25 protein-coding genes are annotated in these 23674 nt (G+C 45.7%); 12 read left to right on the top strand and 13 right to left on the bottom strand.

Features of this window, described 5'->3' with window-relative positions; translation table 11 throughout:
• Window positions 1-126: 126 nt before the first annotated feature.
• The 6 genes from S2091_RS08810 (at window position 127) to S2091_RS08785 (ending at window position 5585) form a co-directional block, all read left to right on the top strand.
• The gene (locus S2091_RS08810) at window positions 127-783 is read left to right on the top strand and encodes an energy transducer TonB (RefSeq protein WP_105531442.1); all 657 of its coding nucleotides are present in this window, start codon (window positions 127-129) and stop codon (window positions 781-783) included.
• Between the two features lie 89 nt (window positions 784-872).
• Complete coding sequence (locus S2091_RS08805; RefSeq protein WP_105531441.1) at window positions 873-1796, top strand: MotA/TolQ/ExbB proton channel family protein; 924 nt, start codon at window positions 873-875, stop codon at window positions 1794-1796.
• A 3-nt stretch (window positions 1797-1799) separates the two neighbouring features.
• Window positions 1800-2231, top strand: coding sequence for an ExbD/TolR family protein (locus tag S2091_RS08800; RefSeq protein WP_105531440.1), 432 nt, complete (start codon window positions 1800-1802; stop codon window positions 2229-2231).
• Window positions 2232-2308: 77 nt separating this feature from the next.
• Window positions 2309-2737 (top strand): ExbD/TolR family protein, encoded by a 429-nt coding sequence (locus S2091_RS08795; RefSeq protein WP_207769662.1) that lies wholly within the window; start codon window positions 2309-2311, stop codon window positions 2735-2737.
• 221 nt (window positions 2738-2958) lie between these two features.
• Window positions 2959-4203, top strand: a complete 1245-nt coding sequence (locus tag S2091_RS08790; RefSeq protein WP_243405365.1) for a tetratricopeptide repeat protein — start codon at window positions 2959-2961, stop codon at window positions 4201-4203.
• Between the two features lie 104 nt (window positions 4204-4307).
• Window positions 4308-5585 carry a tetratricopeptide repeat protein gene (locus S2091_RS08785; RefSeq protein ID WP_105531439.1) on the top strand — a complete coding sequence of 426 codons (1278 nt, stop codon included), beginning with the start codon at window positions 4308-4310 and terminating at the stop codon, window positions 5583-5585.
• A gap of 71 nt (window positions 5586-5656) precedes the next feature.
• Here S2091_RS08785 and S2091_RS08780 read toward each other — a convergent pair whose 3' ends face one another.
• From S2091_RS08780 to S2091_RS08755, 7 genes are all read right to left on the bottom strand, one after another.
• On the bottom strand, window positions 5657-7123 hold the full coding sequence (locus tag S2091_RS08780; protein ID WP_105531573.1) for a transglycosylase SLT domain-containing protein: 1467 nt from the start codon (window positions 7121-7123) through the stop codon (window positions 5657-5659).
• A gap of 188 nt (window positions 7124-7311) precedes the next feature.
• Window positions 7312-7476, bottom strand: a complete 165-nt coding sequence (gene cydX / locus S2091_RS08775; RefSeq protein WP_105531438.1) for a cytochrome bd-I oxidase subunit CydX — start codon at window positions 7474-7476, stop codon at window positions 7312-7314.
• A gap of 35 nt (window positions 7477-7511) precedes the next feature.
• On the bottom strand, window positions 7512-8651 hold the full coding sequence (cydB, locus tag S2091_RS08770) for a cytochrome d ubiquinol oxidase subunit II (protein WP_105531437.1): 1140 nt from the start codon (window positions 8649-8651) through the stop codon (window positions 7512-7514).
• Window positions 8648-10222 (bottom strand): cytochrome ubiquinol oxidase subunit I, encoded by a 1575-nt coding sequence (locus S2091_RS08765; protein WP_105531436.1) that lies wholly within the window; start codon window positions 10220-10222, stop codon window positions 8648-8650. The genes cydB and S2091_RS08765 overlap by 4 nt, the downstream gene beginning before the upstream one ends.
• Window positions 10219-10461, bottom strand: a complete 243-nt coding sequence (gene cydP, locus S2091_RS23835) for a cytochrome oxidase putative small subunit CydP (RefSeq protein WP_133166883.1) — start codon at window positions 10459-10461, stop codon at window positions 10219-10221. Before cydP ends, S2091_RS08765 begins: the two co-directional genes overlap by 4 nt.
• Complete coding sequence (locus tag S2091_RS08760) at window positions 10442-11023, bottom strand: GbsR/MarR family transcriptional regulator (protein WP_207769661.1); 582 nt, start codon at window positions 11021-11023, stop codon at window positions 10442-10444. Before S2091_RS08760 ends, cydP begins: the two co-directional genes overlap by 20 nt.
• A gap of 109 nt (window positions 11024-11132) precedes the next feature.
• Window positions 11133-11609 carry a VOC family protein gene (locus S2091_RS08755; protein WP_105531434.1) on the bottom strand — a complete coding sequence of 159 codons (477 nt, stop codon included), beginning with the start codon at window positions 11607-11609 and terminating at the stop codon, window positions 11133-11135.
• A gap of 195 nt (window positions 11610-11804) precedes the next feature.
• Between S2091_RS08755 and S2091_RS08750 the strand changes: the two genes are divergently transcribed.
• Window positions 11805-12353 carry a YaeQ family protein gene (locus tag S2091_RS08750; RefSeq protein WP_105531433.1) on the top strand — a complete coding sequence of 183 codons (549 nt, stop codon included), beginning with the start codon at window positions 11805-11807 and terminating at the stop codon, window positions 12351-12353.
• 181 nt (window positions 12354-12534) lie between these two features.
• Here the strand turns inward: S2091_RS08750 and S2091_RS08745 are convergent, their stop codons facing one another.
• The 4 genes from S2091_RS08745 to S2091_RS08730 form a co-directional block, all read right to left on the bottom strand.
• Window positions 12535-13014 carry a CinA family protein gene (locus tag S2091_RS08745; RefSeq protein WP_105531432.1) on the bottom strand — a complete coding sequence of 160 codons (480 nt, stop codon included), beginning with the start codon at window positions 13012-13014 and terminating at the stop codon, window positions 12535-12537.
• A gap of 125 nt (window positions 13015-13139) precedes the next feature.
• Window positions 13140-13409 carry a BrnA antitoxin family protein gene (locus tag S2091_RS08740; protein ID WP_105531431.1) on the bottom strand — a complete coding sequence of 90 codons (270 nt, stop codon included), beginning with the start codon at window positions 13407-13409 and terminating at the stop codon, window positions 13140-13142.
• Entirely contained in the window at window positions 13393-13626 is a 234-nt protein-coding gene (locus S2091_RS08735; RefSeq protein ID WP_423828235.1) for a BrnT family toxin, read from the bottom strand. The genes S2091_RS08740 and S2091_RS08735 overlap by 17 nt, the downstream gene beginning before the upstream one ends.
• 224 nt (window positions 13627-13850) lie before the next feature.
• Window positions 13851-16151 carry an NADP-dependent malic enzyme gene (locus S2091_RS08730; RefSeq protein WP_105531429.1) on the bottom strand — a complete coding sequence of 767 codons (2301 nt, stop codon included), beginning with the start codon at window positions 16149-16151 and terminating at the stop codon, window positions 13851-13853.
• A gap of 311 nt (window positions 16152-16462) precedes the next feature.
• Between S2091_RS08730 and S2091_RS08725 the strand changes: the two genes are divergently transcribed.
• Window positions 16463-16657, top strand: coding sequence for a rubredoxin (locus S2091_RS08725; protein WP_105531428.1), 195 nt, complete (start codon window positions 16463-16465; stop codon window positions 16655-16657).
• A 295-nt stretch (window positions 16658-16952) separates the two neighbouring features.
• Entirely contained in the window at window positions 16953-17864 is a 912-nt protein-coding gene (locus S2091_RS24455) for a hypothetical protein (protein ID WP_243405364.1), read from the top strand.
• 72 nt (window positions 17865-17936) lie between these two features.
• On the opposite strand, the gene S2091_RS08715 is transcribed toward S2091_RS24455, so the two are convergent.
• Window positions 17937-19580 (bottom strand): sensor histidine kinase, encoded by a 1644-nt coding sequence (locus S2091_RS08715; RefSeq protein ID WP_105531427.1) that lies wholly within the window; start codon window positions 19578-19580, stop codon window positions 17937-17939.
• Between the two features lie 148 nt (window positions 19581-19728).
• A complete protein-coding gene (locus S2091_RS08710) occupies window positions 19729-20631 on the bottom strand; it encodes a LysR family transcriptional regulator (protein WP_105531426.1) in 903 nt (300 codons plus the stop codon).
• 122 nt (window positions 20632-20753) lie between these two features.
• Between S2091_RS08710 and S2091_RS08705 the strand changes: the two genes are divergently transcribed.
• Genes S2091_RS08705 through S2091_RS08695 form a run of 3 tightly spaced genes read left to right on the top strand, consistent with a single transcriptional unit; the run spans window position 20754 to window position 23323 of the window.
• Window positions 20754-21833, top strand: coding sequence for a YeiH family protein (locus tag S2091_RS08705; protein WP_105531425.1), 1080 nt, complete (start codon window positions 20754-20756; stop codon window positions 21831-21833).
• A gap of 9 nt (window positions 21834-21842) precedes the next feature.
• Complete coding sequence (thiL, locus tag S2091_RS08700) at window positions 21843-22805, top strand: thiamine-phosphate kinase (RefSeq protein WP_105531424.1); 963 nt, start codon at window positions 21843-21845, stop codon at window positions 22803-22805.
• The gene (locus tag S2091_RS08695; protein ID WP_243405363.1) at window positions 22802-23323 is read left to right on the top strand and encodes a phosphatidylglycerophosphatase A family protein; all 522 of its coding nucleotides are present in this window, start codon (window positions 22802-22804) and stop codon (window positions 23321-23323) included. The genes thiL and S2091_RS08695 overlap by 4 nt, the downstream gene beginning before the upstream one ends.
• Window positions 23324-23674 lie beyond the last annotated feature (351 nt).

The raw sequence follows: 23674 nt of genomic DNA, 5'->3' as shown, positions 1-23674 counted from the left end.
TTTAGGAAAATTGATTTACAGCAATTAATAGACGTAATTGCCTAAAAATAGTATAAAGTGCTGCCAATCCGGAGACAAAACACGGTTCGGTAGTAAATATTATGTAGTTAGTAATGGAGGGTTTGTATGGATTTTTCAGAGCACGGGCAGGACCCCACCAAGAAATTGGTTGGAATTTCTGTTGTAGTATTGATTCACGTGATAGTTATCTACGCGCTGTTAAACGGCTTAGGTAAGCAAATCATTGCGGTCATTAAAGACATACCGATAGAAACTAAAGTCATTGAAGAGGTGAAGCCACCGCCACCACCGCCAGATGCACCGCCGCCACCGCCAAAACTGGCAGCGCCACCACCGCCGTTTATTCCACCGCCAGAAGTGCAAGTTGCACAACAGCCAGTGGTGAATACGATTTCAGCCGTATCGAATGTACAGCCACCGCGTCAGGACTTTACCAAAGCAGTTGCAGCACCACCGGTAGTAGCCAAAGCAAGCGGCCCGTCCGTTGTAGCAGCTGTGGTTGATTTCAGTACCTGTGACAAGCCGGACTATCCGCGTAATTCTGTCCGCAATGAAGAACACGGCACAGTGCGTATTGCGTTCCTGATTGGTTTAGATGGTCGTGTAGCTGATTCAAAAATCGAGAAGTCGTCAGGCTTCAGAGCGTTGGATGCCGCTGCAAAAAATGGGCTGAGTTTGTGTAAGTTTAAACCTGGCACTGTTGATGGAAAACCGCAGCAAACATGGACTGCCGTGGATTATGTATGGACATTGCCGGAGTAAGTCAAACGACGAAAACTGCCCGTAATGTTTGTACTTAGTTACCTTTACACCTATTTGATTTGAATTTAATTTTTTAAGGAAGTATTTTTATGAAAAACCGCGTCTCTTTATCCCTCTCAGCACTTATCGCGGCGATCGCATTGTCCGCCAGTGCCGTTAGTTTTGCCGCCGATACACCAGCTGCAGCAGCAGCGCCAGCCGATACACCAGCCGCTGCAGCCCCAGCTGCCGCAACACCAGCAGTAGCTACACCAGCACCAGACGCCGCAGCACCAGCTGCAGCCGCAGCAACACCAGAAGCGACCAATGAATCTGTTGACAATCCATACGGCTTAGAAGCGTTATGGAAGGGCGGCGATTTTATTTCTCGCGGTACGTTGATCATTCTGTCGATCATGTCGATGGGTAGCTGGTACATTCTGATCACTAAAATGATCGACCAATACAAAATGAGCGGCCAAGCATCGGACGCAAAAAAATCATTCTGGAAAGCCGCTTCAGTACCAGCAGGTATCACTAGCTTGAAAGAAAGCAGCCCATTCCGCTTTATCGCTGAAATCGGCTCAAAAGCTTCTGAGCACCACGAAGGTTCGTTGTTAGAAAAAATCGACTTGAACGAATGGGTCACCATGTCAATTCAACGCGCAGTTGAAAAAGTACAAAGCCGTTTGCAAGATGGCTTGGCATTTTTGGCGACAGTTGGTTCTACAGCACCGTTCGTTGGTTTGTTCGGTACCGTTTGGGGTATTTACAATGCGTTGATCAAAATCGGTATCGCCGGTCAAGCATCGATCGATAAAGTAGCGGGTCCAGTTGGTGAAGCGTTGATCATGACCGCGTTCGGTTTGTTCGTTGCTGTTCCAGCTGTGTTGGGTTACAACTTCCTGGTACGTCGCAATAAATCAGCGATGGAAGAAGTTCGTGCCTTCAGCGCAGACTTACATTTAGTGTTGATCAGCGGTGCGATGAGCACATCAGAAGTTGGTCGCACAAACATGAAAAAAGCAGGTTAAATTATGGCAATGGCAATCGGTTCCCCAGATGGGGATGGTGAAGATGAGGTAAACAGTACCATCAACACAACGCCACTTGTTGACGTTATGCTCGTGTTACTGATCATTTTCCTGATCACGGTTCCAGTGGTAACCCACACCATTCCGGTGAAGTTGCCAAGTGAACGGAACCAACTGTTTAAGACCCATATTGAAGACATCGATCTGTCGGTAAATAAAGACGGCGAAATATTCTGGGGTCAGAAACAACTCGCTGATAACAATGAATTACTGGAAAAGCTCAAGAAGGTCTCGGTCTTAGTACCGCAACCGGAAGTACATATTCGTGGCGATCAAAATGCGCGTTACGAATTTGTGGGTAAAGTAATTTTAACAGCGCAGCGTGCCGGGATCGCCAAGGTTGGTTTTGTGCTGGAACCCCCAGCAAGACACTAACTACAGGTGCCCCTCACTAGTTTTGCCAAGGAGCGAGGCTAGTGAGTAAAAAGGAAAAGAAAGTTCGAGGAGAAAAGATGGGAATGAACATAAGCTCGGGTAGTTCGTCTGAACCCGATGTAATGATTGAAATGAACATGACGCCGTTAATCGACGTGATGTTGGTGTTGATTATTATGCTAATTATTACTATCCCGATTCAAAATCACGCTGTGAATTTGAATATGCCGAATGGCACACCGCCGCCGCAAGTAGCACCGCCGACTGTGGTCAACATTGACATTGATTTTGATGGCACGATTTTATGGGACGGTAACGTTATACCTGATCACGCATCATTAGAAGAGCATATGCGTGCAGTGGCGGCGATACCAGATCAGCCGGAAATGCATTTGCGTCCAAACAAGTTGGTGGCCTATAAAACGGTGGCTAGCGTGATGGCAGCAGCGCAACGTCTTGGTGTGACTAAGATTGGTATGGTTGGGAATGAACAGTTTGTGGATTAATTAGTTTGTTAAATAAGTTGTTAAATGAGTTGCTCATTAAGCGACTTACAAATTGATTCAATACTGCCGTTTCCAGTCAAGTAACAGTGTAAAAGCTTGTTGAGTTTTTCTGATATGGCTTATACAATCGCTGAGACTTGCTGTGTCACTAATAAATGAAAATCGGCAGGATTATCCTGCCGATTTTTTCACATTTAAACTTCTTATAAAGAGTAAAAGTAATGACCAAATTTCGATATGCCCGTTTTGGAGTGCTCATTGCTGCTTTAGGTTTGTCCGCAGTTTCAAGCATGGTTCCAACCGCTGCGTTTGCACAGGCAGCTGAAACAGTCAAACCTGCAATTGGTACTGCTTTGCATGAAGCGAGCGAGTTGGCAAAGGCCAAAAAATATAAAGAGGCATTGGGTAAAGTTCGCGATGCTGATGCTGTTCCTGGAAAAACGGCGTATGAAAGCTATGTAATTGAAAGTACTCGCGGTTCTTACGCAATGGCGGCAGGCGACAAAGAAACTGCGGTGAAAGCCTATGAAGCCGTAGTAAGTTCCGGACGCTTGAGTGGCCCGCAAAAACTGGCGATGTATGAATCGTTAGGCGGCAGTTACTACAGCATGAATAATCTGCCTAAAGCATCGGTTTGGTATGGACGGTATTTATCAGAAGGCGGAGATGATCCAAAAATCCGCGCCATGATGACGCAAATTTCTTTCCAAAATGGCGATTGCTCAAAAGTATCTAAAGAAATTTCAGCGAATGTTCGTGCGGAAGAAAAAGCGGGTCGTACTCCAGCCGAAGGCGATTTGCAAATGTTGGCAAACTGCATGAAGAATGACAAAGCAGGTTATGTCGGCGCCATGGAGAAATTGACTACTTACTATCCTAAAAAAGAATATTGGAAAGACCTGTTGAACCGTCTGCCAGCCAGACCTGGTTATTCAGAGCGCTTATTGCTTGACGTGTATCGTTTGAAACAAGATCTCGGTCAACTTGCTTCCGTAAATGATTACATGGAAATGTCGCAATTGTCATTGCAAGCTGGTTTGCCAGCTGAAGCGCAAAAAATTATTGATCAAGGCTATAAAGCCGGTGTTTTTGGTGTAGGTCCTGAAGCTGCGCGTCATCAACGTCTGAAAGATTTGGCTGCAAAAAACGCAGCAGCAGATTTAAAGGCATTGCCACAAGCTGAGGCAGATGCAAATGCTGCCAAAGAAGGTACTGGCTTAGTTAACTTGGGCTTTGCTTACGTAGTCTCAGGTCAATACCCTAAAGGGATCGCTTTAATGGAGCAAGGTATTGCGAAAGATGGCTTGAGCCGTCCTGACGACGCTAAATTGCATTTAGGTATAGCCTATTTATGGGCTGGTAAAAAAGCGGATGCTGTCAAAATGTTTAAAACAGTTGAAGGCAAAGACGGTACCGCTGATTTAGCACGCTATTGGATGATTCAAGCTAATCGCCCATTGAAATAAATGTTTATCGACGTAATCATTGCGTAAGCTAGTGATTAAATCGCATAGTGAAAATCGGTAGGCTTTCCTACCGATTTTTGTATCCAATTCAAAAAGAGTGAAAAATGACAAAATTTCGTAATGCCCGTCTTAGCGCAATTGCAGTTGTATTAGGGCTTTCCGCCGCTTCAACTTTGCTATTATCCAGCGCGTATGCTGAAACCCCAGCAGCTTCGGCAGCAACACCGGCAGAAACACTGCGCCCTGAAATTTCTAAATCTTTAGCTGCCGCGCAAGTCTTATTTGAAGCTAAAAATTATCCTGATGCGTTAGCCAAATTAGCTGAAACAGATGCTATTGCTAACAAAACGTCATATGAAACTTATGCCGTAGAGCGTAGCCGTGGTAATTACCTGATGGCATCCGGCGATAAAACTAAAGCTGCACAAGCATTTGAAGCGGTGGTTGGTGCTCACTATTTGGTGCGCGCTGATCAATTGAACATGATTCAAGCAATCAGCCAGCTTTATTTTCAGTTATCTAACTATCCTTTGACCATTTCATGGATGGAGCGTTATTTGGCTGAGGGTGGTACCGATCCAAGATCTAAAATAGTTTTGAACCAGGCTCGTTATTTAAATAAAGATTATGCCATTGCATTTAAAGGTATTTCCGCTGAAGTTCAAGACGATATAGCCGCTGGTCATGTTCCTAGTGAGCAAAATCTCAAATTATTATTAAGCTGTATGGGGCTGTTGAATGATAAAGAGGGCACATTAAAAGCACTGGAACAATTAAACAGTTACTACCCTAATTCTAAAAACTGGCTATATTTAGTGTCCCAGCTTCATAGCAAGCCTGGTTACTCTGACCGTTTGGCGTTGGATGTCTACCGTTTAAAGCAAGAATTAGCGTTAATGAGCGTGGCAGCAGACTATACTGACATGTCGGAACTTGCGACGCGCGCTGGTTTGCCTGCTGAAGCTAAAAAAGCTTTAGATGAAGGTTTTGCTGCTGGCTTGCTGGATAAAGGCCCTGATGCTAAAAAGCACGCGAGCTTATTAGCGACTGCCAACAAACATGCAGAAGATGACTTGAAAACTATGCAGCAAGGTGAAGCGAGTGCCAATAAAAACAAAGGTGGCGCTGGTTTAGTTAATCTGGGTATGGCATATGCAACCGCCGGTCAGTTTGATAAAGCCATTAGCCTGATTGAACAAGGTATTAGTAAAGGCGGCTTAACGAACCTTGAAGATGCTAAATTGCACCTTGGTATTGTGTATTACTGGGCAGGTAAAAAAGATGAGGCCATTAAACAGCTGAGCACTGTGCAGGGCGCAGATGGAACTGCTGACTTGGCGCGTTACTGGGTGATGCAAATCAATCACCCGTTAGCTAAATAAGTACATTATTGCCAACATAAAAAAAGCAGCCTAGGCTGCTTTTTTTATGTGCACACAATTAATCTAGTTAATTAACCCGGTTGCTTGTGTGTTTTATTTTGTGCGACAGTAATTTTTTTAGTTTGCTTATTCACAGCAATTGCTTTTTTAGGTGTGGAAATTGCAGCAACACGGGTGTTTTTACGTCTGGATGGTGCAGCAGCGACTTCAATTTGCAATTTTTGACCAGTCTTAAGCGTATCTGACTTCAAATTATTCCACTCTTTAATTTGAGCGGTAGAAACCTTGTAACGCTTGGCAAGCGCTGTCAACGAATCTTTTTTGGATGCAGTGACATTGATTTTTCTGGTGTTGTCATGCGTCATGGTCAGACTGGCATTATCAACCACACGTTGTGAAATATCGTTATCTGCTGATTGTGAGGATTTAGGAATTAACAGGGTAGAACCTGCTTTGACCATCATGTTGCTTGGCACTTGATTGACATCTTTGAGTACGCTAGCTTGCGCCCCAACGCGTCGCGCAATGCTTTCAATGCGTTCATTTTTACCGACTGTGTAAGCAGTCCAGCTTGAAAGCGGACCTTCCCATTTACTTAAATTGTATTTATAGATTTCTACGTTGTCGGCGGGGAGTAATATTTTAGTATCTGCGTTACCAGTAATTACTGGGCGGTTAAATTGGGGATTGAGTTGTTTGAACTCAGCAACGGTTAATTCGGCTAATTGGGCGGCAACACGAACGTCGATATCGCGGGTTTTATCGACACTGGCAAAATACGGCTGGTTATCTACTTTTGGCAATGCAATGTTAAAGAACTCAGGATTGCTGATGATGTTTTTAACTGCCTGCAGCTTCGGTACGTAATTTTGCGTTTCTTTCGGCATTAAGTAAGACATGCTGTCAAAATCAATTGGCAAACCTGCCGCCTGTTGTTTTTTAATTGCGCGCTGTACCGAACCTTCGCCCCAGTTATACGCTGCTAATGCTAACTGCCAATCGCCAAACATGTCATATAGTTTTTGTAGATAATTTAAAGCCGCGTCGGTGGAATCTAGCACTCCACGTCGCTCATCCTTAAACATGTTTTGTTTTAAATTGAAATCGCGGCCGGTAGATGGGATAAATTGCCACATGCCAGAGGCTTTGGCAGTGGACATGGCTTGCGGATTAAATGCTGATTCAATGAACGGTAACAACGCTAGTTCAGTCGGCATGCCACGTTTCTCTAACTCTTCCACTACATGATACAGATAACGTGAGGCACGTTCGGTGGTGCGAAGAATGTAGTCTGTGCGGGCGCTATACCAATTCAGTTGGCTAGTGACCAAAGAATTATCTAGATTCGGAATGCCGTAACCTTGACGAATTCGATTCCATAAATCTGCTTCTTGGATTTCTGGGGAATCATCAGGTTTAAATGCAAGTGAATGAAGATTCGTTGCGGCCGGAATGGCTTCAGGAATGCTTATTTCTTTAGTGACTGTATTGCTTGCGACGAGAACAGGTTCAGCATAACTAAGGCCTGACAGTGACATGAGCGTGGTCAAAAAAAGGGGCTTTAAGCGAAATGGCGGCATAGGTGTAACCCTTTTGTCAATCAACTGTGGATGTGAGAGTGTAAGTAAGTGAAGGCAGTCCAGTCAAGTAAAAAAACGCCACTGTTACATAGTGGCGTTGTGCGTTGAATATGAGTTGCGGTGAATTACTGTTTTTTAATTACTTATCAATCATTTTTAAGCGTAGCCTGCTGTTGAGCCGCCTCAAAACGTTCCCGTGTTGTGTCTTCGTCACGAGCACCAAAAGCGTAATCGGCTTCTAGCCACATGACATTAATAATCCCGAATGCAACGGCCAGACCTAGTCCTAAAATCCAAGAGAAATACCACATAGTTTTCCTTAATTAAGGTTAATTGAACTTAGTCATTAATATGACGAATGTTGATTTTCCTGGATATGCTCCACGGTTACTTTGCCGCGCATAATCCGATATACCCAACTAGTGTAAGTAACAATGATGGGCACCATAACGAGTGTGACCCAAAACATGATGCTTAATGTGCGGTGCGATGAAACTGCGTCCCAAACGGTGAGGCTGTTATTGGGCGCCATGGTGGATGGCATGATAAACGGGAACAGTGACGCGCCAGCGGTAAGAATGATGCCAGTCACAGCCAAGCCACTAGCGATAAACGCACTACGTGCATAGTTCAATTTATTCCCCAACGCGCATAGCAACATGAGCAGAATAGTTGTAGTTGGCAGCGCCCATAACAATGGCCAGCGGGCATAATTATCTAACCATGCGCCGGTGGCAAGTGCGACGGTTTTTGCTGCTGGTACGAAAGCGCTATTTGCATCAGGCATAGTAAGAATACGCATGCCATCGAGATGACTGACCCAAAAACCACCTGCAATGAAAAGCGCGGCACTAACGATGGCCGCGACACTGGCGACATGTTTGGAGCGGTTGGCAATAGCTCCTTCGGTTTTGGTGTGTAAAAAAGAAGCACCGTGCATCAGCAACATGGCAACTGAAATTAGTCCGGCTAATAAACCAAAGGGATTTAGTAGGCCAAGCAAACCACCGTGATACGTTACCCGCATAAACATATCGTAATCAAATGGCAGGCCGATTAACAGATTTCCGAAAGCTACACCAAAGATTAAGGCTGGCACCAGACCCCCAATAAATAAGCCCCAATCCCAGCAAGAGCGCCAGCGTGGATCCGCTAGTTTGCTGCGATAGTCAAAGCCAACTGGTCGCAATATGAACGTAAACAAAAGTAATAACAGTGCGGTATATAAACCAGAAAAAGCCGCACTATAAACTAATGGCCAAGCGGCAAAGGTGGCTCCGCCAGCGGTAATAAACCAGGTTTGATTGCCTTCCCAGGTTGGGCCGACCGAGTTGAGTAATACCCTGCGTTCATCATCGGTTTTACCTACCCACGGCAACAACATACCTACCCCCAAATCAAAGCCGCCAGTCACAGCAAAACCAATAATAACGACGCCGATAATCCCCCACCAAATTACCTTTAATGTTTCATAATCGAAAATCATGGGGCATCCTTGGTTGGAAGGTTAGTCGCAACCTTTGTTTCAAAATGGTATTTGCCGGTATGCAGGCTAGATGGGCCTAAGCGTATATATTTCTGCATTAAGAATAGTTCAATAATTAGCAGTAATGTATAGAACACAATGAAGCCAGCCAGACTAGCGTACAAGCTGGAAGCCGGCAGATTGGATACGGATAAATGGGTAGGTAAAATTCCGGCAATAGTCCACGGTTGGCGGCCATATTCGGCGGTAAACCAGCCCAGTTCGGCGGCAATCCAAGGTAATGGAATACTCACTACGGCAAGTTTTAATAACCAGCGGTTTTCTGCTAATTTTTTGCGGATCAGCAGGTAAAAGGAGCAGCTAAAAATAAACAGAAATAAAAAACCCAGCGCAACCATTAAGCGGAATGACCAAAATAACGGTGCAACTTTGGGAATGGTGTCGTTGACCGCTTTAGTAATTTGTGCTGGTGTGGCATCGACTACGTTGTCGGTGTATTTTTTAAGTAGCAAGCCATAACCTAAATCATGTTGTGTCTGTTCAAATTCTGGACGCGCGGAAAGATCGCCAGCTTTTAATCTTACTAAAGCGCCATACGCCAACATGCCGTTTTGAATTCGTACTTCATGTTCTTTTTTGAGATCTTTAATTCCCTTGACTTCCGTGTCGACAGAACGGGTAGCGATTAGTCCTAATACGTAGGGAATTTTTATCGCGTAATCGGTGCGTTCGGTTTTGTCATTCGGCCAGCCAAACAAGGTAATCCCGGCCGGTGCTGGTTGGGTTTCCCATTCAGCTTCGATTGCTGCCAGTTTGACTTTGTTTACTTCGCCAGCGGTATAGCCGGATTCGTCGCCTAACACGATAACCGATAGCGTAGCTGCTAGCCCGAAGCCGGCGGCGATGGCGAACGAGCGTAAAGCAAAAGCGGTATCGCGTGCTCTTAATAAATAGAAGGCGGAAATACCTAGTACAAACATCGACGCCGTGACATAACCTGCTGCAATAGTGTGTACAAACTTAACTTGGGCAACCGGGTTAAAAATAACCTCTTGAATGCTGGTTAGTTCCATGCGCATGGTGGTGAAATTAAATTCAGCGCCGACCGGATTATTCATCCAGCCATTGGCAATTAAAATCCATAACGCAGAAAGGCTGGAACCGAGAGCGACTAGGCAGGTCACGCCAAAATGCTGCACGCGGGATAAGCGTGACCAGCCGAAAAAGAACAGCCCGACGAAGGTGGACTCAAGAAAGAATGCCATCATTCCTTCTACCGCTAACGGCACGCCAAAAATATCGCCAACGTAGTGCGAGTAATAAGCCCAATTGGTACCAAACTGAAATTCCAGGGTGATACCCGTGGTGACTCCCATGGCAAAGTTAATGCCGAATAATTTGCCCCAAAATTTGGTCATGTCTCTATAAATTTCACGACCGGTCATAAGGTAGGTTGCTTCCATAATCACCAAAATCCATGACAGACCGAGGGTGAGTGGCACAAACAAAAAGTGATACATGGCGGTGGCCGCAAACTGCAAGCGCGAAAGTGCAACGACTTCATCAATCATTTTGGAGTACTCGCTGGTTGTGGAGAAGGGAGGGGAGTGCCAGACAATAAATGTTGCGAGACCTGCGGCTCAGGCAGGTGCATATGTTTGGCTTGCGGTGCAGAGAAAAAGAACTGCCACAATAGCCACAATAGGGAAATTTTTACGATTAAGGCAATCGTGATCTCCCATTTGAGTGAATGGTTGCGCCAATGCGTACACCAGTGCGGCAATAGGTTTTTACTTGATAACGGTGTCATTGCTGGTCCCTGAAAAACGAAATTTTTCACGTACATCTAACAATTTTTTAACCTTTGATCCCATTTTCATGAGCGATGTTAAGGTTTCTGGTGAAAGCCGTTGCACGTCATCAAACCACGAGCTGGATAATTCAATCAAATCATACATTTCGCGCATGCGTTGTTGCGCAACTTGGTCAGCCTCATTTGTTGGTTGTTCTAACAAGGCATCGCGTAACATCGATAAAGTGGGTTCGATTTCGCGGCGACGGCGTTCTTCCAATAATGCTTTAAAAATATCCCAAATGTCTTGAGGTGGCTCAAAGTATTCGCGTCTATCGCCGGGTTTATGCAGCAATTTAACTAGTCGCCACGATTGCAGTTCTTTTAATCCCATGCTGACGTTGGATCGGGAAAAAGTTAAATGTTCGGCGATTTCATCGGCATTTAATGCTTTACCTTGTACATATAGCAAAGCATAAATTTGTCCGACGGTGCGATTAATGCCCCAACGGCTACCCATTTCACCGAAATGTGAGATGAAACGTAGTGACAGCGGTGTTAGTGGTGTGATGCTCATCATATTTTCCAATTTTCAGTAATTACTGAAATTATAGAACAAGCTGACAATTAATGCTGACGCAAAACTTATGCGGCTCGTCAACTAGGCGGGCCGCATGACATCGTTTGGGCTAATCTTTGGTGAGTGACATGCCAAATAGTTCTTGGGCGCGTTTGGATAGTTCAGTTGAGCTGACGTCTTCAATATGTTTGGCAATAGTCCATTTATGACCAAATGGATCAGTAATGGTGCCGGTCCTGTCGCCGTGAAATTGATCGGCAACCGGACGTTGCAACGTGGCGCCTGCTGCCACTGCGCATTCCACCACGCTATCTACGTCATCCATATAGAGCATGAAGGTGACGGGTGAGCCGCCAAGCGACAAGGGACTGACTGATCCAAAATCGGGGTATTCATCACTGACCATAATGTGCGAGTCGCCGATTTTTAACTCAGCATGACCAACGACTCCATCCGGGCTGGCATAGCGGCTGACGACAACGGCGCCAAATATTTCTTTATAGAATTCAATGGCACGTGCTGCGCCTTTGATGGCTAAAGCTGGGGTAATGCTATGAAATCCGGCGGGTGGTGATTTGACGCTCATGGCTGCTCCTGTGAAGAATTGGTAGTTAATTCGCAAGGGAAAGTCGAGGTAAATATTGAAGTAAATAGATGGCAACGCAGTTCAGTTGCTTTTAGGATTATAGAATGAACTTGAGGAAATATAAGTGGGATATTGTCAGCCTATGCGACAATACCGAGCTTTGTTTATTACTCACTTCACCTTTTACCTTATTTAATGGCACTCAAATCAACTGTATATAAAGTCGAATTACAACTATCCGATATGGATAGAAACTACTACGCGGCGCACTCGCTCACTCTGGCACGACATCCTTCTGAAACGGATGAGCGGATGATGGTGCGTTTGCTGGCATTTGCCTTAAATGCCAGTGAAAACCTAGTGTTTGCAAAAGGTTTGTCCGACATTGAAGAGCCTGATATTTGGCATAAAGATTACACCGGCGCAATTCAACAGTGGATAGAAGTAGGGCAGCCCGATGAACGCCGCTTGTTGAAAGCCTGCGGACGCGCAGAGCAAGTCTTGGTGTACAGCTACGCCAGCAATAGTGCGATTTGGTGGCAAGGCCTCGGCAATCGTCTAGAGCGCGCCAAGAATTTAACGGTATGGAATGTGCCGGTGGCGACTTCTCAAGCGTTAGAAAAAATGGCGCAACGGAACATGCAGTTGCAATGCACGATACAAGACGGCCAGCTTTGGCTGACCGACGACACGAATACTGTGCAGGTAGATTTGGTGAGTTTGAAGCAGCCGTTTTCTTATTGAGTCGATATTTTGCGGATATTGATGGAATAAAGGGAGTATTCAACTACTCCCTTTATTTTTTGAATATTTAACGCATTCAATGGCTTTTAGAGCAGGGGAAAGCATATTGTTAGGGAGTATTATTTAATCCCATTAGATAATTAGCTATTAGCTGATATTTATAAAATAATACTAAATATGCTCAACTCAAAAACTGCAACAATCCCTTCAATGCATGCACCACAGTTTGTTCGCGTACCGATTTACGGTCGCCGCTAAACAGTAGCCGTTCGGTGTGGGTTTTACCATTCATACTCCAGGCGAAGCAGATAGTGCCGACCGGTTTGCCGGGCACTGCACCAAGTGGGCCAGCGATGCCGGTAGTCGCTAAGGCTACATGTGCCTCACAATTAGCTAATGCGCCTTCAGCCATAGCCGCTGCAATTTCTTCACTGACCGAGCCGTGTTGGGCAATTAAGGCAGGTGAGATGTCGAGCAACTCCGATTTGGACGAATTGGAATAGGTAATGAAGCCGCATTCAAACCAGATCGACGAGCCGGAAATCTCGGTGACGGCTTGTGCTACCCCGCCGCCGGTACAAGACTCAGCGGTGGCTAACAAGATGTTCTTTTCGGTGAGTAGCACACCAACTTTAGTGGCTAGTTGAGTCAGGTCGTCCATTATGTCCCTCCTATCATCAAGGGAATTACTGTACCACTAACAGAGCTAAAAAAGCAGGGCGGGGCATGAAGTTTGTGTGCTTTATGTTCAGCACTACTCATAATGTGTAGCGGATAAAGGTATCATCAGCGCCGTAGTTTGTTCAGCATTTCCGTTCGCAGAATATCGTTTAAACGGCTTTGATAACCTTTACCCTGACTCTTTAACCATTCCAATACGTCCGAGTCGATGCGTACTGTTAATTGCTGCTTTATGGGGCGGTAAAATTTTCCACGCACAGCACCGTCCCACTCTTCCTGCTTGGTTGCGGGGATGTCGGAGAAGTCGATTTCATGCTCGGACTTTGCCGCCAATGCGGCAAGCTCCTTGCGCAGGGATTCAGGAATCTTGTTCATAAATTTTCCTTTCTAGTTTTGTTGTCTGGCGCGCCGATATGATGCGAATATGTTCCGCTCCATCCTTTGCTACTTGCCAAGTGTGTGCTACCAATAGCATCACTACACCACCAACCATGCCGACAGTTTGCCATCGTGATTCGTCGTTTTCAACGCGATCTTGCCGCGTGACATGGAGGGGATCATTAAATACGAGCTTGGCAAGGTCAAAGCTGATGTCATGTTTACGAATGTTGCTCTCGTTCTTTGCTTTATCTCATGAAAACAATGTGATAACTCCAAATATGTAGTTACAAAATTATAGCTCAAAATAAAATCATCGTTACAATAGGTTTGAAATAGTATTGGCTTGATGCCATTGAATTAAGTAAAAAAGCCGAATCAACGGTGTGATTCGGCTTTTTTATTTTCAGCTGATTTACAGCTTATTCACTACTTACTTCAGCGTTGAGCTACCGCATCCACCACACACAAAGCAGTCATATTCACAATCCGACGTACCGTAGCAGACGGTGTCAAAATATGTACCGGTTTGGCGCATCCTAACAAAATCGGGCCGATGGCAATTCCGTTACCGGCAGCGATTTTGATCAAGTTGTAAGAGATGTTAGCTGCATCAATATTCGGCAGCACTAATAAATTAGCATTGCTTTTTAAGGTTGAGCTTGGCATGCTTTTTTTGCGGTAAGCGCTATCTAATGCCGAGTCGCCATGCATTTCTCCGTCCACTTCCAGGTCGGGTGCATCACGGCGGATAATCGCTAAAGCGTCGCGCATTTTTTGAGCTGATTCGCTATTGCTGGAACCGAAATTAGAATGGGACAGCAATGCTACGTGTGGCGTGATACCAAAACGACGCATTTCTTCGGCTGCCAAAATGGTGATTTCAGCCATCTGTTCAGCGTTGGGATTTTCATTGACATGCGTGTCGACCATAATTATCTGCCGGTCTGGCAAGATGAGCGCATTCATCGCTGCGTAGACATTCACGCCTTCGCGTTTGCCTAGCACCTGATCGATATATTTCAAATGCAAATGGGTTGTGCCAAAGGTGCCGCAGATCATCCCGTCGGCGTGACCTTTTTTGATCATAATGGCGCCGATTAATGAGTGGCGGCGACGCATTTCTAGTTTTGCATATTGCTGGGTGACGCCTTGGCGAGCAGTGAGCTCGTAATAGGTTTCCCAATAATCGCGATAGCGTTCGTCGAACTCCGGGTTGATGACTTCAAAATCAACGCCAGCTCTAATCCGTAATCCGAATTTTTCAATGCGCTTATCCAACACGCTTGGACGACCAACCAAAATCGGTTTGGCTAAATGTTCATCGACAATAATTTGCACAGCGCGCAATACGCGTTCATCTTCACCTTCGGCGAATACGATACGTTTTTTTGTGTCGGCCGCATTTTTGGCGATTTGGAACGCCGGCTTCATGAACGTGCCGCTATGGTAGACAAACTGCTGCAGTTTTTCTGCATAGGCTTCCAAGTCGGCGATAGGGCGGGTTGCTACGCCAGATTCAAACGCCGCCTTAGCAACTGCGGGCGCGATTTTCATCATCAGTCGCGGGTCAAACGGTTTTGGAATTAAGTATTCCGGACCGAAGCTTAAATTGGTAAAACCGTACACCGTAGCGACCACATCGGATTGTTCGGCCTGAGCTAATTCAGCAATCGCATGAACTACTGCAATTTCCATTTCTCGCGTGATGGTAGTAGCACCGCAATCTAACGCACCACGGAAAATATACGGGAAACAAAGCACGTTATTGACCTGATTGGGATAGTCAGAACGGCCAGTTGCGATGATGGCGTCGCTGCGTACTTCGCGCACTTCTTCAGGCAAAATTTCCGGCGTTGGATTGGCTAATGCCATCACTAACGGACGTTCGCCCATTTGCTTGACCATGTCTTTTTTCAACACGCCAGCCGCAGATAAACCGAGGAACACATCGGCACCGGGAATGATTTCTGCCAAGGTGCGCGCGCTAGTATCTTGTGCGAAGCGAGCCTTGTCCGGATCCATTAATTCGGTGCGGCCTTTGTAGACCACGCCGGCTAAATCGGTGACGAAAATGTTTTCAATCGGGAAGCCTAAATCGACGATTAAATCAAGGCAAGCCAACGCCGCAGCGCCTGCGCCAGAGACGACTAATTTACATTTTTTGATGTCTTTATTAACGACTTTCAAGCCGTTTAAAATTGCTGCGCCAACGATGATGGCAGTGCCATGTTGGTCATCATGGAATACCGGAATTTTCATTCGGTCGCGCAGTTTGCGTTCGATATAAAAACATTCCGGCGCTTTAATATCTTCTAGATTAATTCCGCCGAAAGTCGGTTCCAGCGAAGCGATAATGTCGCACAATTTGTCGGGGTCCGATTCGTTGATTTCAATATCGAACACATCAATGCCGGCAAACTTTTTAAATAATACCCCTTTACCTTCCATCACCGGTTTTGAGGCCAATGGTCCGATATTACCCAGGCCCAGCACGGCAGTGCCGTTGGTAATTACGCCGACTAAATTGCCGCGTGCGGTGTATTTAAATACATTGGCTGGGTCTTTAACGATTTCTTCGCAGGGAGCTGCTACACCGGGTGAATAAGCCAGAGCCAGATCGCGTTGGTTGGTGAGTTGCTTGGTCGCGGTGACGCTGATTTTGCCGGGGATCGGGTGTTCGTGGTATTCCAGTGCTGCGCAACGTAATTGCTCGGCTTTATCTGAATGTGTATCCATTGGTATTAATCTTTCTATTCTAGAAGCGCATGGTGAATGCTTATTTTCTTCATCCACTCTTTACATTAAAATAATTATTGTCTCGAACCTATGATTCTATCAGAGAGAATCCTCTAAATTGCTACTTGTTATGTATGATTAACATAGTTGAATTACCGATTGATTACTTTGAAGACGATTAATGAAGATGGTTAATACTCTTCTTGTTGTTTTTGTCTGTTTAATTATTGAAACTCAAAAGGAATTTAATTAGGATGTAATGGCGCTGGGGCAGTTTTTTAAAAATGATTTATTTCAGAGTGAGGCAAGCGATGTTTCCTACTTTTAAACATAAACCTAAACAAGAGTATAAATCCTACATTTGCACGATTTGCGGTTATGTTTATGACGAAGCCAAGGGTTGTCTGGAAAGCAAAGTCGAGGCCGGAACGCGTTGGGATGATTTAACCGAAGACTGGGAATGCCCGCATTGTGATGGTGGGAAAGAAGATTTTAATGCGCTCTAAGCGTTTAGTCCGGTGCCACCGGATTTTCACCATCTGCCAATAAAACGATATGATTTTTTCAATCCAAGCTTGCCAAACTCCCTCTATTTTGTAACGAAATACAGTAAAACGGGCTAAATAACTATCCAGTTAGCTGGGTTTTGGTTGATAATTTTGTCCTGTTTGGCTTTGCTGGATTAATTGATAAGCAAAGCTTGGCTCCATATGCGCAACCTAATTCGGTATGCTGTACTTTTGATAAATCTCATCGGACCAAAATGAGTCGGTTTAAGCCAGTCATTGGCAGGAGTGTTTAGTGTTACCACGTTTTAGCATTGCCAAACAGCGAACTGCTTCTATTGATACTGTTCTATTGAATATGAGCTGGGGCACGTTGGAATTTGGTTTTACGATTTCAAAAAAACCGTTAGTCAGCGATTTTGAAGACGAGTTGTATCCGCATCAGCGTAGCCGCAACCTGTTTGCCATTATTTTTATGGCACTGGTACATTTGATTGTCATCTATTTTTTATTGCTGAACAAAACTGAGCCGCCGTTAAAGCAAGGTGAAGAAGCTGGGCAACTGGTGTTCTTTGATCTACAGGGTAAAAAGGACGGCGCTCAAAAACCTAAACCTGCTAAAACTCAGCCTGAAAAGAAGCAACAACAAAAACAGCCGCGTAATCCCAATGCCATTGCTGCCGCTCCGCAAGCCGTAGTTAGCCCACCGACCAATTCGCCGGTGGCAGCTCCTCCCGTTGTGGATACCATGAGCCAAATTGCAGCGGCCAGAGAACGCCGTCGAGCTTCCGAAGCTGAGGCAGCAGAACAAAATAGTGAAGCGCAAGCTGCCAGTAACGGCCCGTCTGAAAATGACATTGCCATGGCGCGAATTAAAGCCAATATTCAAGCGGCTAATTACAGCCGTAAAGGTACTAACGGCGTATTCCAGATTTTGCGCAAAGGTGTACAAAACGGAAGCTTCTCGTTCCGTGGCTGGACTAATGATCCGCGCCAAAGCAGTCATCAAACTTATGAGGTGGATGCAGGGATTGGTGGGGATGTGAAGCTGGCTATTATCCGGAAAATGATCGAATTAATTCGTGAGCATTACACCGGTGACTTTAATTGGGAGTCGCAACGTTTGGGACGTGTGGTGCCGCTGTCAGCGCGTCCGGCGGACAATGCTGGTTTGGAAGCATTTTTGATGAAAGAATTTCCAGATTAAAAATTTTTTAATAATTATATACGGGGGTATTTTATTTAAATATCTCCGATTTAGCTCATAAATTAAGTCCAATTAACTTGCTTCAACAAACGGCGCATTCAATGGAATTTCAATCGTAAAGATAGTTCCAAAGCCGATTTGTGAATCAACGTACACCGAGCCGCCGAGAATTCGGTGCACAATATTATCCACCACGTTCAGCCCTAATCCGCTTCCGCCCTGACCGAATTTGGTGGTAAAAAACGGATCGAAGATACGTTTCAGGTTACTTACCGCAATCCCGTTGCCATTATCTGAAAAACAGATTCGGACTGAATTATTCACCAGACGCTCCGCGCTGATCAGCATTTTGCCTTGTTCGCGTCCTTCAAAGCCATGAATTAACGCATTGTTCAACAGGTTGGTAATCACCTGGCCTAACGCGCCGGGAAAGCTATCCATGACGATGTTGGCTTGAATATCATTTTCCAGCGTGAAGTTGGTGTTTTTGTAAATATGCCGCAAGGTGGTGATCGTTTCCCGTACCATTTCCGCCAGATTAAAGCTGCGGCGCCGTTCGGAAGACTGGTCAACGGCAACCTGTTTAAAACTTTGGATCAGTTCTGAGGCGCGGGCAAGCGAGTGTTCAACCAAATGGCTGCCTTCCTTGCATTGGTTGAGGAAGTTATTGAGCGCGCTGTGGGTCATTTTTCCGGTCGCTGCCTGCGCTGAAAAACCGTCCACAATCTCCCTGATGGTGCTGGCGGTGACTAGCGCATTGCCGATTGGCGTATTGATTTCATGCGCAACGCCAGCCACGATCGCGCCCAAGCTAGCGAGTTTTTCTGATTTCACCAGGCTGTCGCGGGTACTTTCCAGCTCCTTGATATTCTCTTCCAGTTTCTGGTTCGCTAAATGCAGATCCGAAGTGCGTTGATCGACCCGTTGTTCCAGCTCATGATTTAAGGTGGATACTTCACGTACCTTGGCAGCAATTGCCTCTGACATCAGATTAAAGTTGTGTGCCACTTCGCCTAATTCATCATCGCCAATTTCCGGCATTTTGAGCTCATAGTGGCCGTCGGCTATCTCTTGCGTCGCATGCTTGAGCGCAGAGAGCTGGCGCGTGATCTTCAACCCAAACAGACTCAGTGCGACGAAACTCAGCAAGATCACAATGGTGGTTAAAATCAATGAATTACGCTGGCTTTGCGCCATTGCTTCCATCAAGTCACCGGTAGCAAGTCCGTATTGCAGAAAGCCGACCTCATTATTTTCTAGTAATACGTTATCGCGCACATGCAGCATCCCGCGCTTGGCGGCGGCAGCGTAGTTTTCTGGTAGATCTGGCGCTGGCAAGCTTACTTGGGTGGCGCTGGTATTCATTATCACCGTGCCATCGGCACGCAGTACGGCTATATACACAATGCCGCTGTTGCCATTAGGCGTCAGCATTTCAGAGAAGAAGGTTTGCAGGGTATGCAAACCATTTTTATTTTCGTGGCCATTTGCAGCCGACGCGACGGCTGCATTAATCAGTTGTGAGCTTTGACTTACTGTAGTGAGGATATTTTTTAAAACAGTGGATTCCAGTGTTCGGTAGCTGATCAGGTAATCGCCTGTGCACAGCATAGCAAAGGCCAGCAGTACCGCTGCCATCAACTTGCTAGTGAGCGTTAGCTTGAGGTGCGGCCCTTGGGTATTGATTAATTGAACACTAATAAAGTCTGGGCGCATAAAAACAAGATTGGTGAGCGAGTTTTTTATCGAATTGAGTTAGTAGTAATTCAGCTGTAGTTCAGCATTAATTCAGTTTTTCAACAAAATTAATTGCTTCATTGCAAAATTCAATTTAGCTGCAAATGTTACTCAATTCAATTAAAACTTACACGGACGTCCAACCCCGACAAAATTCCAATAACGCGGCGAGCCGTGCCGAGACTATTTTTTTCTTGGCTGTCAGCAAATAAAAATGCCGCTGCAATTTGGGTAGCGAGGTAGAGAGCTCAACCAATTGGCCGCTATGAAGTAAATCCTGCACCACTAAACGCGATAAACAGGCCAAACCTAAACCAGCCGCTGCCGCATATTTAATCGCTTCAGAATTGCTGAATTCAATGCTCGGATTTAAAAAATGCAATTGCGGCAATAAAGCTTGTTCAACCGCTTCCCGGGTGCCGGAACCGCGCTCACGTAATAACCAGCCAGCTTCGCGTAAAGTAACCAAGTCAATTTTGTTTGATCCTTGCCCCGCTAAAATTGGATGTTGTGGTGAGCAGACAATAATTAATTCATCCATTAACCAAGGCTCAATAATCAAGTCAGTCTGATGGCAAGGGCCTTCAATAAAGCCCGCATCGACTTCAAAGTTGGCGACCAGGTTGGCGACGTCCAGCGTATTGGCGATGGTAATTTTGGTTGGTTGGGCATGGAGCCCGGCATCGTATTTGGCCAAAATACTTGGTAATAAATAAATGCCGATAGTGGTACTGGAGCCGATTTTTAAACCAGAGATATTTGCCGATGTTCCGGGTAGAAATTGCTGTTCAATATTGGCCGCCGCATCTAACATTAACCGCGCTTGCGGTAATAATTGACGGCCATTGTCATTGAGTATCAAACGTTTCCCAACCCGATCAAATAAATGGCAACTCAGCAAGTTTTCTAATTCGCGCAATGCTGCGCTGGATGCCGATTGGGTCAAGCAAACCAGCTCCGCTGCCGCCGTCGTGCTACCGGATTCGGCTACCGCCATAAAGATTTGTAGTTGTCTTAGGGTGAGATGCATGGGGGCCTTGAAAAGAGCTTATTAAGTTGATTGGTAACTTAATTATACAAAAATAAGTCATTTTATTTTCAGATTGTGTTGCCATACACTATCAACATACTATTCAATGAATTGGAATTATTATGTTGCCAGCTCGTTATAAAAGCTTGAATCCCGGATTGATACCCGGTCTGATTTTATGCGGAGTAATTGCTTTCCTAGCTTCTTTTATGGGCGATATTGATTTTTTACAAAGTCACGGATTTAGTGCACTTACCATCGCGATTATTTTGGGAATGGTGCTGGGTAATACTTGGTACAAAAAAGTTGAACCTACATTTATGGCTGGTGTTGGATTGAGTAAGCATAATTTACTCCGCTTCGGCATTATTTTGTACGGATTCCGATTGACCTTGCAAGATATCGCCGGTGTCGGCGTGGCAGGGATTGCGAGTGATGTATTGGTGCTTGGTTCGACATTTTTGTTAGCACTGTTTATCGGTATTAAACTATTCAAATTAAACCCTGAAAGCGTGATTTTAATTGGTGCCGGTAGTTCCATCTGCGGAGCTGCTGCAATTATGGCATCCGATGGCGTAGTGGAAGCCGAACCGGAACAAGTAAGCGTGGCGGTTTCTACTGTCGTGGTGTTCGGTAGCATTGCGATTTTTTTGTATCCTTATTTATATCAGCTGAATTTAGATTGGCATTGGCTGGCAACCAGCGCGAATGCCTTCGGTATTTATGCGGGTTCTACCATTCATGAAGTGGCGCAAGTAGTGGCAGCAGGGCGCAGCATTAATCCTGCAGTGGAAGATGTGGCGGTAATTACTAAAATGGTACGTGTGATGATGTTGGCACCGTTCTTGTTGATGTTGTCGCTGTATTTCGCTAGAAAATCTGCTGCTAATGGTGCGTCTAACGTAGCTTCTGCTGATGCTGATACCCCTGGCAAGCCAAAATTAGCCATTCCTTGGTTTGCCTTTTTATTCATCGGTATGGCAGTGGTTAACTCACTCCATATCTTGCCCGCTCAGCTAACACATGTTCTGGTTCAGATTGATACGATATTGTTGGCAATGGCGATGGCAGCCTTAGGTTTAACCACTCATTTATCTGCTGTACGTAAAGCCGGAGCCAAGCCATTATTGTTAGCGTTGATTTTATTTGTCTGGTTAATTATTGGCGGCGCATTGATTAGCAGACTGGTATTTTGGCTGTAAAATGCCCGAATGTCTGAATTTGAACTTATCCAACACTATTTCACCGAGCGCCAGTCGTCGCCATCCTATATTCCCTTAGGTATCGGCGACGACTGTGCTTTAATGTCGGCACGCGTCGGCATGCAATTAGCCATTTCATCCGATATGTTAGTCGCTGGCCGACACTTCTTCGCCGACGCCAATCCACGCATGTTGGGACATAAATCCTTAGCCGTTAATTTATCCGACCTGGCCGCCATGGGCGCCGAACCGCGTGCCTTTACGCTGGCCTTAGCGCTACCTGAAGTGCAGCCCGACTGGTTGCGTGATTTTTCCGAAGGCATGTTTTTCTTGGCCGAGCAGCATCACTGCCAGTTAATCGGCGGTGACACCACCAAAGGCCCACTCAACATCTGCATTACTGTGTTCGGTGAAGTTCCTATCGGGCAGGCATTACGCCGTGATGCCGCACAAGCGGGTGATGATATTTGGGTGTCAGGTGCCTTAGGCGACGCCAGACTCGCATTGGCGGGTTATTTAAAGCAGCAGGCATTATCCGAGGCCGATCATCAGCAAGCCGCATTGCGCCTGCATCAGCCCAGCCCGCGAATTACCTTAGGTTTAGCGTTGCGCGGTATTGCCCATGCGGCGATCGATGTGTCGGATGGATTAATTGGGGACTTGGGGCATATTTTAAAACGCTCGCAATTAGGCGCAACGTTGTGGTGCGATTCCTTGCCTTTTGGTCCAATATTAGCGCAGCAAAATACCGCGTTATGCCGCGAATACGCGTTAGCTGGCGGTGATGATTATGAATTGTGTTTTACAGCGCCAAGCGCACAGCGTAGCGCGGTATTGGCGGCAGCTAAACAAGCGGATACTGTAGTTACTCGCATCGGTTATATAGAAGCAGAAGCAGGTTTGCGGATTGTTGATGCAAACAACCAGCCGCTTTCTTTATCGCATCAATCCTTTGATCATTTCAGCTCATGAGCCAAGATTCAGTTAACCCACCGCAAAAAATCAAGCCTACTGCGGTTTTTATGTTGTCGGATCCCAGCCATTTTATTGCGCAGGGTTTTGGAAGTGGTTTATCTCCGATCATGCCTGGCACGGCCGGTACTTTGTTTGGCTGGATTGCATTTAATGTATTAAGCCATCGCTGGCCGACTGTGTTTACGGAAGCACATTGGGCCTGGATTATCGTCTTAGGTTTTTTACTTGGCATTGTTGTTTGTGACCGGACTGGTCGTGCGATGGGAGTGTCCGATCATGGCAGTATGGTTTGGGATGAAATTATTGCTATGTGGTTGGTGTTGCTGTTTATTATGCCGGCTAGTTTTAGTACCCAATGCTGGGCGTTCTTTTGGTTCCGGGTTTTTGATATGACTAAGCCGCCGCCTATTGCTTATTTTGATCAGCATATCAAGGGTGGGTTTGGAGTGATGTGGGATGATATTGTGGCGGCGTTTTATACGTTGTTGTTGTTTGCGGTTTGGCGGTTGATTTGATATTTAATTAAGCTCAATACGTAGTTTAAGCCGCACCTCTACTATCGTCATTCTCGCGCAGGCGGGAATCCAGGAGTTAACACGGTTAGTGCCGAAAGTACTCTGTGCCGATTTGATTGGGCAGGTTTTTGTGATCACGCGTTATCTTTGATTTACTAGCTGGAGTTGGTTTTAGGCTTGTAGGCCGGTGGTAGACCGGCGGCTACCTGCCTTTTTTGCGTCGCTGTATAGACGTGAGACATGGGTAACACCTGTATCAGGACATAGGTAACACTATTGGGCATCAAGAATGATGTCCAATCGGAGCCGCCATTATGACCTGGAATACAGCCAATACTATGGACTTACGTT

Origin of the sequence: Solimicrobium silvestre (genome assembly GCF_002976435.1) — a bacterium.
Lineage (GTDB): Bacteria > Pseudomonadota > Gammaproteobacteria > Burkholderiales > Burkholderiaceae_D > Solimicrobium > Solimicrobium silvestre.
The sequence above is the reverse complement of the archived record's forward strand: the minus strand, read 5'-3'. Positions and strand labels throughout refer to the sequence as shown.